Source organism: Sinanaerobacter chloroacetimidivorans (genome assembly GCF_018128545.1).
Lineage (GTDB): Bacteria > Bacillota > Clostridia > Peptostreptococcales > Anaerovoracaceae > Sinanaerobacter > Sinanaerobacter chloroacetimidivorans.
Window position 1 is genome coordinate 248644 of the sequence record NZ_JAGSND010000004.1, and the last position, 15897, is coordinate 264540.

Here is a 15897-nt window from a genome sequence, read left to right on the forward strand (position 1 = left end):
TGCCGGCGAATGCCGGAAAAAACTAATAAAAATCAACTGCTGCTAACAGAATTGAGAGTTTTTGATTTTTTTCAAATGTTTAATTAACAGAGCCAATCTGGGATTATTCTCATTTTCTTTTAAATAAACCAGATATACCGGATAATCTTCCTGAAAATCAGTAACCAGCACTTCTTTCAGCTGCCCCTCCTGGATCTCTTTTTTCACAGAGGAATAGGGGAGGAAAGACGTACCAAATCCTTTGAATAAAGCCGTTTTTACCGATTCCGTGGAGTGCAGGGTCATGGCAATATGAAAATCCTGCAGATGGTAGCCATATTTACTCATGCTGGTTTCCAGCGGAAGTCTCTCCTGGAATTTATCATAGGCTTCAATCAGATGATAACTCTTCAGTTCCTCCAGCGAAATTTTTTTTGGAATATCAAAGGTTGAAGAGGCTGCCAGCACCAGACGGTCATGGCCGATTTCATAATGGACAAGACCGGGATTGGGCTTGGCATTATGGACATATCCTAAGTCGCTGATCCCATCCAGAATATTGTTTTCCACAGAATTTACCGTGCTGAAAGTCAGGTCCAAATAATAGTCCTTAAATTTTGGCAGGGACTTCACATGAAAGATCATGCAGGGTAAGGCATAAGTAGCCAGCGTAATGTTAGCATCAATTCTCACGCTTTGATGACTGTTATGGAGACGGTTCAACTCTTCCAGAGACTGGCTGTAAAGCTGCAGTATATTTTTCGAGTAGGTAAGAAGGATCTTTCCTGCTTCGGTAAGATCTACGCCTTTGATATTTCTGGTAAAAAGCTTATGACCATAGAGCTCCTCCAGCTTCTTAATCTGAAGGCTCAGTGCAGGCTGAGAAATGTAGTAAAACTCCGCCACCTTGGAGATGCTTTTTTCCTCTGATATTTTAACGAAATACTCCAGCAATTTAATGTCCATCTTGAATCCTCCTAACAGTGATTTCCCTTTAAAAAGAATACCACATTTCCGGTGCTCTGAACAAGTCGGAAGAAATCCAGATCAAAGAATTTTCTGCTTGAATAAGAATATTTAATGGCTATTTTATTTTTTGATCCTGCGGAGAGTCTATTGATTTTATACAGAAAAAAAGGTATGATGATGGAAACTGAATATGACAATTTTCCGAGTTGAAGAGATCTAAGGCGAAGGCTATGATCCTCAACCGCTGGGTATTTAGAGAAATTTAAATGCCTCCCGTTTGGAAAGGAAAGCGAATTTGAATTTTTACATAATTCATAATGAGTAAAATCATTTATAACCTGCTTTCTGAGCAGGTTTTTTCTTTTCCGTCGTTTCCTTAAATAATTGATTTAGATGAAATTTGAATAATCATTTAAAACTTATATTGCAAAGAGAAAAGAGGTAAAACGTATGAAAAATCAAAAAAAACTATTGGTATTGGCATTGGCATTGATCATGGTACTCACCATGTTCGCCGGCTGCAGCAGCCAGAAACCTGCAGATGAGCCGGAACAGGAAGGCCCTGCGGAGATCATCGGAAAGATTATCCTTGCAACCACCACCAGTACCCAGGACAGCGGACTTCTGGATGAAATCCTGCCGGATTTCACCTATAAGACAGGCTACGAAGTCGATGTGGTAGCCGTTGGTTCCGGAGAAGCTATGAAAATGGGAGAAAACGGAGAGGCCGACGTGCTTCTGGTCCACTCACCTGCTGCAGAAAAGGCGTTTGTAGAGGCAGGACATGGGCCGGAACGGTTCGATGTTATGTACAACGACTTTATCATTCTAGGACCAAAAGATGATCCGGCCGGCATAAAAGCTGCAGCTCCGGACAATGCACAGGCTGCATTCCAGAAGATCTATGATGACCAGGTTACCTTTGTATCCAGAGCAGATGAATCAGGAACCCATAAAAAGGAACTCTCCATCTGGGAGAAGCTGGGACTGACTCCATCGGGAGATTGGTATGTTGAATCCGGCAAAGGCATGGGAGACGTCATCACCATGACCAATGAAATGCTGGGATATACTTTGTCTGACAGAGCAACCTGGCTCAATATGTCAGAAGGCACTGATCTCCAGATCATTACAGAGGGAGACAAGGATTTATATAATCAATATGGCGTTATCGTCGTAAACCCTGAAAAAAATGAAATGATCAATGCAGAAGGTGCGCTTGCATTCCAGAATTGGATTTTATCTGATGAAACCCAGGCACTAATCGGACAATACGGTACGGAAAAATACGGACAGCCGTTATTTACGCCAAACGCATCCAAATAAGGCGCTTTAGAGTTCCGAAATAAATAAGGGTAACTACAGTAGATCCTTAAAGGCAACTATCTACAGTTACCCTTTTATTCTACTCAACAGACACAGCAAGAATCTCATCCATTTTCACGTCAACGGGTTCTGCCGGAATGACGTCCAATACTTGAAATTCATAGGCAAGCCCCAGTTTAAAGGCCTTTTCCTGAAGCAATGGAAGGAATCGGTCATAACAGCCTTTTCCGTATCCCATGCGATTGCCAGACTGATCAAAAGCAGAGCCGGGTACGATAACCAGATCGATGATTTCCGGTTTCACCACAGAACATATTTGGGGATCTGGTTCGGAAATACCCATTGGTGAGGTCTCCAATGCGGAGGACAGTGGAAGTTCCTTGGGAATTTCATAAGGTATAATTTGAAAATCCGGATCGGTTAACGGCAGGATCAGTCTTCTCCCGGAATCACGCACTGCTGCAATCAGCTTTTCGGTGGGAACTTCCTTCCGAAAATCATGATATAGCATAATAACGCGGGAATTCCGATAAACATCCATCATAAGAAGCTTCTGCAGGGCCTGCTCTTCAGCGGCGTTCATCTGAGATGGAGTCAGTTTTGATCTTGCTTCCAGGATTTGTTTCCTGATATTGTTTTTTTTGCTGTTCATATCCTTAACACCTCATTTGTTCTAAAGATTATATTGATTCCGAAGATCGGATTGTGTACGAAGATATCATAGCATATTTTCAATGGATAAGGCAGCTAAAATATGTTAAACTTAGGAACAGGAAGGGATATCTTCATTTTAGAAAGGCAATGACTGATGGAAGAAATCACAAAGGGTTTTCAAGCGGCGATAGGGCTGCTCCTTACAGGTGATCAACAATTATATGAGATCGTAGGACTATCACTGGCAGTATCTTTTTCTGCAGTGATTATTTCCGCTTTTCTCGGCGTTCCGCTGGGTGCCGTCATCGGCCTTCATGATTTCCCATTTAAGAATGCTTTGCTCCGTATAATCTATACATTGATGAGCCTGCCGCCAGTCATAGCGGGCCTTGTGGTCTTTCTGCTGATTATGAGGAAAGGGCCTCTGGGATCCTGGGGATTGACATATACGCCTGCCGCCATGATCATTGCTCAGGTATGCCTGGTAACCCCCATCATTACAGGACTCACCTATAATATTGTAAGAGAAAAAGCCCCTCTGGTTAAAAATATTGCTGTAACTTTGGGGGCAGGAAAAATAGAACGCTTAAAATTGCTCATTCTGGAGTTGAAAATAGGAATTATGGCTGCTATCGTAACGGGTCTTGGAAGGGCCATCTCTGAAGTGGGTGCCGTTATGATCGTAGGCGGAAATATCAAAGGAAAAACCCGGGTGATGACGACTTATATCGCTCAGCTGAAAAGCATGGGAGATTACAGTACCGCCATCGCGGTGGGGATCGTTTTGTTAATACTGGCATTTATGATTAATGCTTTTTTATATAACTTTCAGCAGAGGGATGCGAGATAACATGGATATATTTGCAGCAGATCTTACAAAAGAATACGAGGACCGTATGGTTCTAAATATCCGTGAACTGCATATCAAAAGAGGGGCACTATGCGGAATTATCGGCCCCAATGGTGCGGGCAAGAGTACCCTGCTGAATCTGATTGCCGGATTGTTAAAGCCCAGCCGGGGGAATCTTTTTTATCAGCAACCGGGGAATGCAGAGCCTCCCTATCAGAAAATGACCATGGTGTTCCAGAAGCCTTATCTGCTTCGGACAACAGTAGAAAAAAATATTGCTTACCCTTTGAAGCTGCGGGGATGGAACCAAGAGGATATAAAAAAAAGAGTCGCCGTATTGGCGGACGAACTTGGCCTTACAGAATTCTTAAAGAAAAAGAGCTGGACGCTTTCCGGAGGGGAAATTCAAAAGGTGGCACTGGCAAGAGCGTTATCCTTTTCTCCGGGGCTGCTGCTATTGGACGAGCCTACTGCCAACGTTGATCCAGGCACCACAGCTGAAATTGAAAAAATGCTGAAGAAAATCAATGAAGAGGAAGGTACAACGGTCATCATTGTCACCCATAATCTGGTACAGGCCAGGCGGCTCTGCAAAGAGGTTATTTTTATGAATCAAGGGGAAATAATAGAATTTACAACGGGTGAAAAGATGCTGAAAAGCCCGGAACATCCTCTAACCCAAAAATTTATTGCCGGAGAGTTACTGCTATGAAATTATTAAATGTAGATACCATTGAAGAAGTTCAAAAAAAATTAAAATCCTATTTTCAGACAGCAAGCGCCCAAATCGAAATGGTGCCCTTAAGACAGTCTGTGGGCCGATATCTGGGAGAGGATATTTTCTCCGATGTTGATATGCCGCAGTTTCGCAGGTCGGTAGTGGATGGTTATGCGGTCTTAGCAAAGGATACTTTCGGTGTCAGCGACAGTATGCCGGTTTTTTTAGAGGTTGCTGGAACTGTTGATATGGGAAAAGCCTGTGATATCGTTCTGGAACCGGGACAGGCTGTTTATGTGCCCACCGGGGGAATGCTTCCTCAGGGCTCCGATTCCATGGTAATGATCGAATATATAGAAAAACTGGATGAGAAAACCATTGCCGTGTATAAACCTGCTGCACCAAACTCCAAGATCATGAATCCGGGAGATGATTTCAGGAAAAATGAAATTCTTTTTTCCAAGGGGCATAGAATTGCCGCTAAGGATATCGGCCTGCTGGCAGCAGTAGGAAAAGCAGAGGTACCCGTGTTGAGAAAACCGAAGATGTCTATTCTTTCAACAGGAGACGAAATTATAGAGATCTCAGAGATACCGAAACCTGGTGAAATCAGGGATATCAACTCCAGCGCCGTTGCCGCCTTTGCGGAAAAAACAGGAGTGGATGTACGGTCTGTGGCCATTGTAGAGGATTCCTATGAGAAACTGAGGATAGCAGTAGAGGAAGCTTTAAAAGAAAGTGATCTTGTGGTGCTGTCCGGGGGAAGTTCCGCAGGCGCGAAGGACATGACTGCTGAAATTATCGATTCCTTAGGAGAACCGGGTGTCATCACTCACGGAATCGCAATGAAACCGGGAAAACCCACCATCATCGGCGTTTTGGCTCAGAAAGCGCAGGATTCCGCTGAAGGGATAAACTGTCAAAACCATTGCTGCAAGCTGGTAGTAGGGCTTCCGGGCCATCCGATGGCTGCCATCATCGTTTATGAAGTGGTGGTGAGTTCTTTTATAAAACAATACTACTTTCACCATAAGGAAGAGCCGATAACCGTTACGGCTGCCATAACAGAGAATATCCATGCCGGAGAAGGCAGGGAAACCTACCAACTGGTTTCATTGAAACGGGACGATGCTCTTCAATGGATTGCAGAACCGATACATGCAAAGTCCGGATCAATTTCCCAGCTGATGCTGGCGGATGGATTTGTAAGAATTCCGTCGCTTTCAGAGGGAATTGATGCAAAATCCCGGGTTGAAGTTGTACTTTTCTGAGGAATGATCGGATATAGGAGGAGTGATCGAATGGAACGGAAAATCTATTTATCCAACACGGATATAGAGGAAGCAGTGAGCCTTTATCTGGAGAGACTGGAACCTTGTATCCGAAATACAGCCATAGAAAAAATCGACATCAGAGAAGCTAAGGGGAGAGTGACAGCCAAACCGATTTTTGCTCGAACTTCCTCACCGAATCATAATGCGGCAGCCATGGACGGCATCATGGTAATCGCGAGTAAAACCTACTCTGCCAGTGAGGCAAATCCCGTGATTCTGAATAAGGGTTCGGACTTTGAATATGTCAATACCGGCCATGTCATCACAGAACCCTACGACAGCGTCATTATGATTGAAGATATTGTGGATCTGGGCAGCGACCAGGTCAAGATCATGGTACAAGCCTCTCCCTGGCAGCATATTCGGCCTATCGGTGAAGATATTGTTGCAGGAGAAATGATTCTGCCGGAAAATCATCAGATCAGGCCAATGGATATCGGTGCCGTTTTGAGCGGCGGCAGAACAGAAATTGAGGTTTATGAAAAAATTAAAGTCGGGATCATGCCTACGGGCAATGAAATAACAGACCGCTATGATGATTTACCGAAAGGAAAATTATTTGATACTAACTCCTGGACTTTTCGAGCCATCGTGGAAGACTGGGGTGGAATCGCCGAAAGAATTTCTCCGGTGGAAGATGAATATGATAAGCTGAAAACTGCCCTTTTGGACTTGGCTCAAAGAAATCATGTGGTGGTAGTCAACGCGGGATCCTCAGCGGGAAGCAAGGATTTTACCGCTAAACTGATCGAAGAGCTGGGAGAACTCGTCCTGCATGGCATAGCCATAAAACCCGGGAAACCGACGATTTTGGGCATTGTAAAGGGCAAGCCGGTCATCGGTGTTCCCGGTTATCCAGGATCTGCTTTTCTTGTTTTTGAAGAGGTCGTAGGCCCTGTCATTAAAAAACTTCAGCACATGAGAATGCAGCTAGCCCAGGAGGTAAAAGCAACGGTTTCCAGAAGGATGGTCTCGACCTTAAAATACCGCGAATATATTCGTGTCAAGCTGGGAAAGGTTGGAGACAAGCTCATTGCAACTCCGTTAAACCGCGGAGCGGGCGTTACCATGGCGCTGGTAAAGGCGGATGGACTTATGGTCATCCCCAGGAACAGCGAAGGCTATGAAACGGGAGATGAGGTAAGAGTGACACTGACCAATGATATGAGTGTCATTGAAAATACTATCGTATCCATTGGGAGTCATGATTTAATCATGGATCTCATCGGCAGCATACTGGGGCGAAATGGCCGAAGCCTTTCCTCCGCTCATGTGGGCAGTATGGGTGGAATCATGGCGATCAAAAGAGGAGAGGCACATATTGCACCGATCCATCTTCTGGATGAAAATACGGGAGAATATAATAAGACATACATTGAAAAGTATCTAGGACAGGAAAGGGCGGTCCTTGTCAAAGGGGTCAGACGTGAGCAGGGCTTTATGGTGGCAAAAGGAAACCCTAAAAATATTAGGACCATCGAAGACTTAGCCAGAGAAGATATTTCCTTTGTCAACAGGCAAAAAGGATCAGGCACCAGGATCCTAACCGATTATCTGCTAAATCGGCATCAAATCGAAGGAAAAAACATCTCCGGCTACGACAGGGACATGACCACTCATATGGCAGTGGCTGCGGCCGTTGAAAGCGGCACTGCGGATGTGGGAGTCGGCGTTTATTCGGCCGCCAAGGTCATGGGACTTGATTTTATATCCATCGGATATGAGGACTACGACTTTGCAGTGCCGGAAAAATATTTAAATACGGAAATGCTTCGAGCATTCATTGAAGTCTTGAACAGTGAAGAGTTCAAGAGTATTTTGAAAGACCTTGGGGGCTATGGATTATAGCAAAAGGGGGAATTCTTGTGGGAAATCGTTACGAAAGAAACATGAATATGTTAAGTCCTGAAGAAAATGAAAAATTAAAAGAATTTAAGGTTTGTGTCATCGGATGCGGCGGCCTGGGCGGGTATGTCATTGAATTTCTAGGTAGACTGGGAATTGGCAGGATCACCGCAGTGGATGGAGATGCCTTTGAAATCTCCAACTTAAACAGACAGCTGCTGTCTACTGAAACGGTGATGGGCAAGAGCAAAGCCTTTACCGCCAGGGAACGAATGGCAGCGGTGAACTCGGAGATCCAGGTCTATCCAATCGATGAATTTGTTACGGAAGAAAATTGTGATTCCATTATTAAGGGGCACGATCTGGTCATCGATGCTTTGGATAATATGCCTGCAAGAAAGCTGCTGTCCCAGTGCTGTGAGAACCAGGGGATTCCCATGATCCACGGCGCCATAGCAGGATGGTACGGCCAGGTGTCCACCATTCTGCCGGGTGATAAAACCTTGGAAAAGATCTATCCGGATGACGCTACAAAAGGAGCTGAGGTAGAATTGGGCAACCCCTCCTTTACCCCCGCGTTAGTTGCAGCGATTCAGGTGGCAGAAGCGGTTAAGGTTCTTTTGAATAAAAAAGAGATCCTGTCAAAAAAGCTTTTAGCCATTGATCTATTAACTCAGGATTACGAAGTGTTCAACCTGTGAAAAATACCGAAAAAACAGCAGATTAATGAAAAATAATCAGCATCTTAATCGTGTTTTGGCTAAGCATTTTTGTTGACAGAGTATACTGGGAACTGATAAACTACAGGTACATATAGAAAATTTTATATTTTTCTCCGAGCCCTATCCCCTGTGGCTGTTGCTATGGGAATAGGGACCATGGGTTTATGTGGAAACGCATAGGCCTCCCACGTTTGGAAAGGAGAAGGCAAAGATGGAGCAGTTTTTGGCCTATCCCTTCTGCGTGGGATAGGTTTTTTTGTTTTGCTGAAACACAAACAAGCTAACTTAACCGAAATCAGCTAACTCAACTAACTTAACAAAACCAACTAACTAACCAACTACCCAACTAATTTAACAAAACCAACTAACTAACCGACTAACTCAACTAACTTAACAAAACCCAACTAAACAACATCCCTAACGAAATTAATTAATTCTATCGAAAACTTCAAAACTGGCTAACTAACTACTTATGAGCGCACTGCAAATTAACGTTTCGATTTTATAAGAGGCGAACTTTAGAGGAGGTTCAGTGATGAAATTAAGAAAAATGACGCTAAATATCAACGGTGCCGATCGCATGTTTATCTGTGATCCGGAGAAGGATTCCCTGGCTGCCGTTATCAGACGCTTGGGATTGACAGGAACAAAGGTTGGATGCGGTACCGGTGTTTGCGGCTCCTGCTCCATGATTTTGAACGGAAAGGTAATTCGTTCCTGTACAAAGAAAATGAAAACGGTGGAGGAGTATAGCACCATATTGACCATTGAAGGCATCGGAACACCAAACCACTTGCATCCGCTGCAGGTGGCGTTTATGAATCGGGGAGCGGTACAATGCGGATTCTGTTCTCCGGGATTCATTGTATCAGCCTATGCACTTTTACAGGAAAATCCTGATCCAACAAGAGAAGAAGTACGTGATTGGTTCCAGAAGAACAGAAATATCTGCCGTTGTACAGGCTACAAGCAAATCGTAGATGCGGTAATGGCTGCAGCGAAGGTTATGCGAGGCGAATGCGATATCGAGGACATCAAGGTGAAGCTTCCGGAGAATAAGGAATACTATGGCCTTCCGTTGGTACGTCCTGCGGCGCTGGCTAAGGTCTGCGGTGTTTGCGACTATGGTGATGATATTGAGCTGAAGATGCCTGACGGTGTATTGCATGTCGTTATGGTGCAGCCTAAGGTTGCCCACCATGCAAAAATCTTAAAAATACATACCGAAGAAGCTGAAAAAATGCCCGGCGTTTACAAGGTGATTACTCATAAAGACGTAAAAGGCTCCAATAGGCTGAATTTCTTCCAGTTTTCACCAAGATGCCTCGCTACCGAGCAGACACATATTCTGCTTGCAGAAGAGAAGATTTTTAATTACGGAGATATTGTGGCATTGGTTGCGGCCGATACAAAAGATCATGCGAGAGAAGCCGCAGCAAAGGTCACCATTGATTTTGAACCGCTGCCGGAATATCTGAACTATCTGGAAGCGGCTATGCCGGATGCCATGCGAATTCATGACGATCATCCGAATGTTTGGTCGGAACAGCCTACTGTTAAGGGTGCAGGGCATGATACACCTGAACTCTTTGATAAGGCGCCGCACGTTGTGGAAGGCAGCTTCTACTCCACCAGAGAGCCCCATATGCCCATCGAGGGGGATACGGTTCAGGCTTATTGGGGAGATGACGGTTTCCTGACCGTTCATTGCAAAGCAATGTGCATCTACGCCAACATCGGAGATATCGCAGAAGCTACCGGTGTTCCCGCTGAAAAGGTCAGAGTGGTTCAGAATCCTACCGGCGCCACCTTTGGATGGGGTATTGCAGGTGCTACCTATTCCCTGGCTGCGATTGCCTGCCTTGCCTGCGATGACATGCCGGTTGCTTTCTCCATGACCTATTCCGAATTTATGGCATTTTCCGGAAAGCGAGCACCTTCTTATACCAATGCACGCCTCGCTTGCGATAACGACGGTAAGATTATTGCCACAGAATGGGATTGCGGTCTTGACCACGGCGCTTACAATGAATTGGGGGATGACCTGACCTGGAGACCGGCAAGATTTATGTTCTTCCCATATCATGTTCCGAATGCATTGGGACTCACAAGAGTTGCATGCTCCAACCATGCTTATGGCACGGCCTATAGAGGCTATGGTTCTCCCCAGGCATATACAGCATCAGAATCTTTAATGGATATGATGGCGGAAAAGCTGGGTATCGATCCTTTTGAACTCAGGTGGAGAAATATTGCACGTCCGGGAGACTTGAACATCAACAGCTTCCCCTTTGTAGATTACCCCATGGAAAAAATCATGGAAACCATGAAACCATATTATGAAAAGGCGGTGGCTAAAGCAAAAGCGGAAGACACACCGCAGAAGAGAAGGGGCGTTGGTATTGCCTGGGGCGGATACAACGTAACAGAAGGTACGGCTGACCAATGTACCGTTGCCATAGAGCTTCGGGAAGACGGAAAGTTTGTGAAGTATGATACCTGGCAGGACCAGGGGCAGGGCGGAGATGTGGGTTCCCTGCAGAATACCTTGGAGGCGTTAAAACCATTAGGAGTATCCATCGATGATATCGTGCTGATTCAGAATGACAGCAAGCATTGTCCTGACTCCGGATCCACGGCTTCCTCCCGTCAACATTATATGAACGGTAAGACATCAAAGATGGCTGCCGACATGCTGATTAATGCCATGACCAAGCCGGATGGAACCTTCAGAACCTATTCGGAAATGGTCGCTGAAGGAATTCCGACAAAATATGAAGCCCAGTATCTGAATCCAAGTGATCCGGATCTGTGTGACTTGGATCCAAATACGGGTGTTGGAAATCCGACTCCGGATTATACGTATGCCATGTTCCTGGCTGAGGTGGAAGTAAATACCACCACCGGCAAAACCACCGTCATCGGATACACCTGTGTTGACGACGTAGGTGTCATTGGAAATATAGACTCCGTAAACGGGCAGGCCTATGGCGGACTGTCCCATTGCATCGGATTCGCTTTAAGTGAAAATTATGATGACGTGAAGAAGCATAACAATATTCTGGGTGCAGGAATACCAGCGATTAAGGACATTCCGGACGACTTTAATATCGTTCATGTAGTGACTCCGCGTGCCAAGAATCCGTTTGGCTCCTCCGGTGCGTCGGAAGCCTTCCAGTCTGCAGGACATATGGCAGTTATTAATGCCATCAACAATGCCTGCGGCGTCAGAATCTATGAGCTGCCTGCATCTCCTGACAAGGTAAAAGCAGGACTGGATGCGATTTCAAAAGGTGAAAAGATCGAACCACCGAAGAAGTATTTCTTAGGCTCTGATTTCTATGAAGAAATGGAGTATATCAAGAATAATCCGGTATAAAGGAAAAGCATAAATTGAATTTATAATCAGGTCGGTCTGTGATGCTTTGTCGCAGACCGACATTGTTGTATAGGAAACCCTTTATGGAAAAATATTTGAAAAACTTTAAAAATTGTTTACAGAAGGAAATCCCCTACTGTGCCGCGGCATGTCCTTTTCATATAGACATGCTGGATTTTATTGAAAAAATGAAGCGGGGCGGATTTAAAGCGGCTTTTAAGACCTACCGGAATGCAGTGGGCTTTCCGATGATTGCTTCTACGCTATGTCATGAACCTTGTAAAGGGGTATGCCCCAGAAAGGATATGGACAGCGCCGTTGAACTTGGCATGCTGGAGAAAGCCTGTGTGGCCTATGCTGGGGACAGAACCCCGACGGATTATAACCTTCCCATGAAAAAGAAGAAGGTTGCAGTAATCGGGGCAGGGATTTCCGGCCTTGCCTGTGCACTGCGGCTATGCATGAAAAAGTATGAGGTAGAAATTTTTGAGTCTGCGGATCGGATTGGAGGGTCCCTTTGGAAGCATATGGACTCTGCAGTTTTTCTTGCCGATATAGAAGAACAATTCAAGCATGAGCAGTATGCTCTGCATTTTCATACACCTATTCAAAAAGTCGAGGATCTTGGAAGCGGCAACTATGATGCGGTTTATGTTGCAACAGGACAGGGCGGAACAGACTTTGGACTGCTGTCTGCTGTGAGAGGGGCAGGGGATCCGTACTGCACCCAATATGGGGCTGCAGGATGGTTCGCCGGCGGAGGATTGATCGGCGATACAGGGATTTATGCCCTGGCAGGGGGATTACATATTGGAACGGTAATCGATAATTTCCTGAAAACAGGGAATTTGCTTTACCCGAAAAATATTCAGCAAACGGCAATGTGCTTAAATCCGGCCAATATAAAATATGCGGCTCCTGTAAAGGCAGCTGACGGAAAAGCCTACCGTGAAGAAGAGGCTCAAAGGGAGGCCGCACGCTGCATCGAATGCCAATGCGATTTCTGCAGAACCTACTGTGATTTGACTGACTTCTATAACAAATGGCCGCTGAGAATCAGAGATGAAATCATGGCCACCACGCTCCCCGGATCGGCAGATGTAAAAGCGACTCCGGCCAAGCGCCTTTTAAGTACCTGTAATCAATGCGGACTTTGCAAGGAAACCTGCCCTGAGGACATTGATCTCGGAGGACTGATTCTAGCCGGACGGCAAAGCATGCATAGGCAAAAGAAAGCGCCTTGGGTATTCCATGATTTCTGGCTGCGGGATATGGATTTCGCCAATGGAGAATCGGCTGCTGTGGTAAAATTGCCACCAGGCTATTCTATCGGTTCCTATGCCTTTTTCCCAGGCTGCCAGCTTGGAGCAAGTGATCCTGACCTTGTAAGGAGCACCTACTCTTATTTGCTGGACAGGCAACCGGATACCGGACTTTTGCTGCGATGCTGCGGGGCGCCTGCCGAATGGTCCGGTGACACGGATAAACACCAGGAAGAACTCGCTATCATACGAAAGAATTGGGAAGAACTTGGAAAACCTGTTCTAATTTTGGCTTGTCCAACCTGCAAAAAGAAATTTCAGTCTCATCTAGCCGATATCCCGGTCATTTCACTCTATGAGATCATGGCAGAATGGGGGGGTGAAATACCGGCGGAATTTTCTGCAGAGAATCAAGCGCATCAGGAGCATCAGCGGATCAAAACGTATTCTATCTTTGATCCCTGTGCTTCAAGAGATGAAGACAGCATGAAGGAGGCAGTAAGACGGCTGGCAGCAGATACCGGATACCCCTTAAAACCCTTGCCGGAAAATGAAGCTTTTCCCCGTTGCTGCGGCTACGGCGGGCAGCCTGGAATCGCCAATCCGGAGTATGTGGATTTCGTTGTGAAAAAAAGAATCCATGAAAGTGATCATCCGTATATTACCTATTGTATCAATTGCCGTGATATTTTCAGACAGGCAGGGAAGGAAGCGATTCATATCCTGGAACTCCTTTTCGACAAAGGAGTAACTTTCGAAAAACAGGCAACCATAAGCGAGCGAAGAGAAAACAGAATAGAACTAAAAAAGAATCTGCTGAAGGAGTTTTGGAAGGAAGAAATGAGAGAAGAAGAGAAACGGCCTATCAAAGTGAATGTTCCTGCTGAGCTTGCTGAAAAGCTCAATAAGGAGCGTATCCTGGAGGAAGATGTGATTGAGGTTGTTGATTTCTGTCAGAGAACGGGAAGAAGGGTGTATCAGCCGGAACGTGGCGTTTTCAGCGGATATCGTGAGATCGGTTTTATGACTTACTGGGTAGAGTACCGGGAAACGTCGGAAGAAAATACCTTTGGCCTTGTAAATGCCTATGCCCATAGGATGAAAATAGAATTGGAGGCAGTTTGGAATGGAAGAAAAACAGACCTTGATCTGTGACAGGTGCAAGGTTGAAATGGATCTTATCGAGGCCCAGTTCAGCTATTTGGAGCGAACCTTCCGCCATAAAGTGCCGCGGTGCCCTCAGTGCGGGCAGGTTCATATTCCGGAGGACCTGGCGAAAGGTCATATGAGTAAGGTGGAAGCTGCTCTTGAGGAAAAATAGGGAGCAAAGGGAGTAAAAAGGGAGCATTAAAATGAAACTATTACAGAGGACGCAAAGCATTTGCCCCGTTTGCCGGATCCCGCTTGCTGCGGCTTACGAATCAGACGGAGGAAAGGTCTTTCTGAGGAAAACATGTAAGGAACACGGAGTGTTTGAGTCCTGCATCTCAGAATCCGAAGAAGACTTTCTCGGCTGGATCGGGAATCCTGTGATCAATGTACCGCCGAAAAAAGCATTAACATCTGGAACAAAGGGGAACCTGGAACCGAATTTAACGGAAAGTCAATGTCCGCTGCACTGCGGGACTTGCGAAAATCATCTGCAGACAGCCTGCTGCGTGTTAATTGATATCACGGACAGGTGTAATCAGCATTGTCCCTATTGTTTTGCCGAGGCAGAAAAGGAGGGACATGAGGGAACGGAACTTGAACCCGATCTTTCCGAAATGGAAAGAAAATTTGATTTGCTGATGGAGCTAGGTGAAGAAAGACCCTTCAATATTCAATTGTCCGGGGGCGAACCCACCATAAGGGAGGATTTGCCGGACATCATCCGCATAGCTAGGAAAAAAGGCTTTATCTACATTCAGATTAATACAAACGGAAAAAGGCTGGCATCAGAGCAGGGATATGCAAAGATTTTGAAGGATGCCGGTGCCAGCGCTGTCTTTTTGCAGTTTGACGGAACGGAGGATTCCATCTACGAAGTTCTTAGGGGAGAAGCGCTGTTTGAAATCAAGAAAAAGGCAATTGATCATTGCAGAAGGGCCGGGCTTCCTGTTACCATTGTGCCCACTGTGGTGAAACATGTGAACGTTGACAACATTGGTGCTATGATAGAGTTTCTGCTCCAAAACGTTGATGTTATAAAGGGAATCCATTTTCAGCCGGTAAGCTTTTTTGGAAGACATCCGGATACGCTGCCCTTTGACGGGGAAAAACATAGGGACTTTGAGAACCGTGTCACCATGTTCGATATCATGCATGAATTGGAACGGCAAACGGACGGAAAATGCAAATATGATGATTTTTATCCTATCACATCTGGTCATACCTTATGCTGTTTTTCAAGCACTTACCAAAAACAAAGGGACGGAAAGGTGAAAAGCTTGATCAGCTACAAAACAAAATTATCGGGTATAGGTTGCTGTGATAGGACGAACCCCCTTGATATTATAAAAAAGGATCGAAATTTTGTACTAAATAAATGGAATTTGCCGGACTCTGATGGGTCCTGCTGCTGTACAGGAATCGGGGATGCGGGTACAGAATCCGGGAACATGGTTGCAGGATCCGGGAATAAGGATAAAACCGGCGGCTGTAAAGACTCTGGATTTGTTTCGGAAAGCAGCGTTATGGATTTTGACCAGTTTCTGAGAGAACTCAAAGGAAGTATGTTTTCCGTATCGTCCATGGCATTTCAGGATATCAGCAATCTGGATGCGGAAAGATTGAAGCGATGCAGGGTGCAGGTGCTGTCTCCTGATGACCGGCTGATTCCCTTCTGCGCGTATAACAGCATTTATAGAGGTGTATAGG

Annotated in this window: 12 protein-coding genes and 2 riboswitches; of the genes, 10 read left to right on the top strand and 2 right to left on the bottom strand. The window is 45.4% G+C overall.

Annotated features, from left to right (window positions below; translation table 11 throughout):
* Positions 1–42: 42 nt before the first annotated feature.
* The gene (locus tag KCX82_RS08600) at positions 43–945 is read right to left on the bottom strand and encodes a LysR family transcriptional regulator (protein WP_227018045.1); all 903 of its coding nucleotides are present in this window, start codon (positions 943–945) and stop codon (positions 43–45) included.
* A gap of 190 nt (positions 946–1135) precedes the next feature.
* Positions 1136–1252: riboswitch (molybdenum cofactor riboswitch) on the top strand.
* 146 nt (positions 1253–1398) lie between these two features.
* Between KCX82_RS08600 and KCX82_RS08605 the strand changes: the two genes are divergently transcribed.
* Positions 1399–2274 (top strand): ABC transporter substrate-binding protein, encoded by an 876-nt coding sequence (locus KCX82_RS08605; protein ID WP_227018046.1) that lies wholly within the window; start codon positions 1399–1401, stop codon positions 2272–2274.
* A 79-nt stretch (positions 2275–2353) separates the two neighbouring features.
* Here KCX82_RS08605 and KCX82_RS08610 read toward each other — a convergent pair whose 3' ends face one another.
* Positions 2354–2926 (bottom strand): 5-formyltetrahydrofolate cyclo-ligase, encoded by a 573-nt coding sequence (locus KCX82_RS08610; RefSeq protein WP_227018047.1) that lies wholly within the window; start codon positions 2924–2926, stop codon positions 2354–2356.
* Between the two features lie 156 nt (positions 2927–3082).
* On the opposite strand from KCX82_RS08610, the gene KCX82_RS08615 reads away from it, so the two are divergent.
* The 9 genes from KCX82_RS08615 to KCX82_RS08655 all read left to right on the top strand — a co-directional run bounded on the left by KCX82_RS08615 (position 3083) and on the right by KCX82_RS08655 (position 15896).
* A complete protein-coding gene (locus KCX82_RS08615; RefSeq protein WP_227018048.1) occupies positions 3083–3778 on the top strand; it encodes an ABC transporter permease in 696 nt (231 codons plus the stop codon).
* Position 3779: 1 nt separating this feature from the next.
* Complete coding sequence (locus KCX82_RS08620) at positions 3780–4490, top strand: ABC transporter ATP-binding protein (protein WP_227018049.1); 711 nt, start codon at positions 3780–3782, stop codon at positions 4488–4490.
* Positions 4487–5767, top strand: coding sequence for a molybdopterin-binding protein (locus KCX82_RS08625; protein WP_227018050.1), 1281 nt, complete (start codon positions 4487–4489; stop codon positions 5765–5767). The genes KCX82_RS08620 and KCX82_RS08625 overlap by 4 nt, the downstream gene beginning before the upstream one ends.
* Before the next feature lie 30 nt (positions 5768–5797).
* Positions 5798–7678, top strand: coding sequence for a molybdopterin biosynthesis protein (locus KCX82_RS08630; RefSeq protein ID WP_227018051.1), 1881 nt, complete (start codon positions 5798–5800; stop codon positions 7676–7678).
* Positions 7679–7695: 17 nt separating this feature from the next.
* A complete protein-coding gene (locus KCX82_RS08635) occupies positions 7696–8376 on the top strand; it encodes a HesA/MoeB/ThiF family protein (RefSeq protein WP_465250640.1) in 681 nt (226 codons plus the stop codon).
* 120 nt (positions 8377–8496) lie between these two features.
* Positions 8497–8615, top strand: a riboswitch (molybdenum cofactor riboswitch).
* Between the two features lie 317 nt (positions 8616–8932).
* On the top strand, positions 8933–11776 hold the full coding sequence (locus KCX82_RS08640) for a molybdopterin-dependent oxidoreductase (protein ID WP_227018052.1): 2844 nt from the start codon (positions 8933–8935) through the stop codon (positions 11774–11776).
* An 83-nt stretch (positions 11777–11859) separates the two neighbouring features.
* The gene (locus tag KCX82_RS08645) at positions 11860–14193 is read left to right on the top strand and encodes a pyridine nucleotide-disulfide oxidoreductase/dicluster-binding protein (protein WP_227018053.1); all 2334 of its coding nucleotides are present in this window, start codon (positions 11860–11862) and stop codon (positions 14191–14193) included.
* The gene (locus tag KCX82_RS08650) at positions 14165–14359 is read left to right on the top strand and encodes a DVU_1557 family redox protein (protein WP_227018054.1); all 195 of its coding nucleotides are present in this window, start codon (positions 14165–14167) and stop codon (positions 14357–14359) included. The genes KCX82_RS08645 and KCX82_RS08650 overlap by 29 nt, the downstream gene beginning before the upstream one ends.
* Positions 14360–14390: 31 nt before the next feature.
* A complete protein-coding gene (locus KCX82_RS08655; protein WP_227018055.1) occupies positions 14391–15896 on the top strand; it encodes a radical SAM protein in 1506 nt (501 codons plus the stop codon).
* The last annotated feature ends 1 nt before the right edge of the window (position 15897 follow it).

Bases quoted from the DNA above. Each gene is read 5' to 3' on its own strand.
- KCX82_RS08640 (WP_227018052.1), top strand. From the start codon at position 8,933: ATGAAATTAAGAAAAATGACGCTAAATATCAACGGTGCCGATCGCATG.
- KCX82_RS08615 (WP_227018048.1), top strand. From the start codon at position 3,083: ATGGAAGAAATCACAAAGGGTTTTCAAGCGGCGATAGGGCTGCTCCTT.
- KCX82_RS08655 (WP_227018055.1), top strand. From the start codon at position 14,391: ATGAAACTATTACAGAGGACGCAAAGCATTTGCCCCGTTTGCCGGATC.
- KCX82_RS08630 (WP_227018051.1), top strand. From the start codon at position 5,798: ATGGAACGGAAAATCTATTTATCCAACACGGATATAGAGGAAGCAGTG.
- KCX82_RS08650 (WP_227018054.1), top strand. From the start codon at position 14,165: ATGGAAGAAAAACAGACCTTGATCTGTGACAGGTGCAAGGTTGAAATG.
- KCX82_RS08600 (WP_227018045.1), bottom strand. From the start codon at position 945: ATGGACATTAAATTGCTGGAGTATTTCGTTAAAATATCAGAGGAAAAA.
- KCX82_RS08620 (WP_227018049.1), top strand. From the start codon at position 3,780: ATGGATATATTTGCAGCAGATCTTACAAAAGAATACGAGGACCGTATG.
- KCX82_RS08610 (WP_227018047.1), bottom strand. From the start codon at position 2,926: ATGAACAGCAAAAAAAACAATATCAGGAAACAAATCCTGGAAGCAAGA.
- KCX82_RS08645 (WP_227018053.1), top strand. From the start codon at position 11,860: ATGGAAAAATATTTGAAAAACTTTAAAAATTGTTTACAGAAGGAAATC.
- KCX82_RS08605 (WP_227018046.1), top strand. From the start codon at position 1,399: ATGAAAAATCAAAAAAAACTATTGGTATTGGCATTGGCATTGATCATG.
- KCX82_RS08625 (WP_227018050.1), top strand. From the start codon at position 4,487: ATGAAATTATTAAATGTAGATACCATTGAAGAAGTTCAAAAAAAATTA.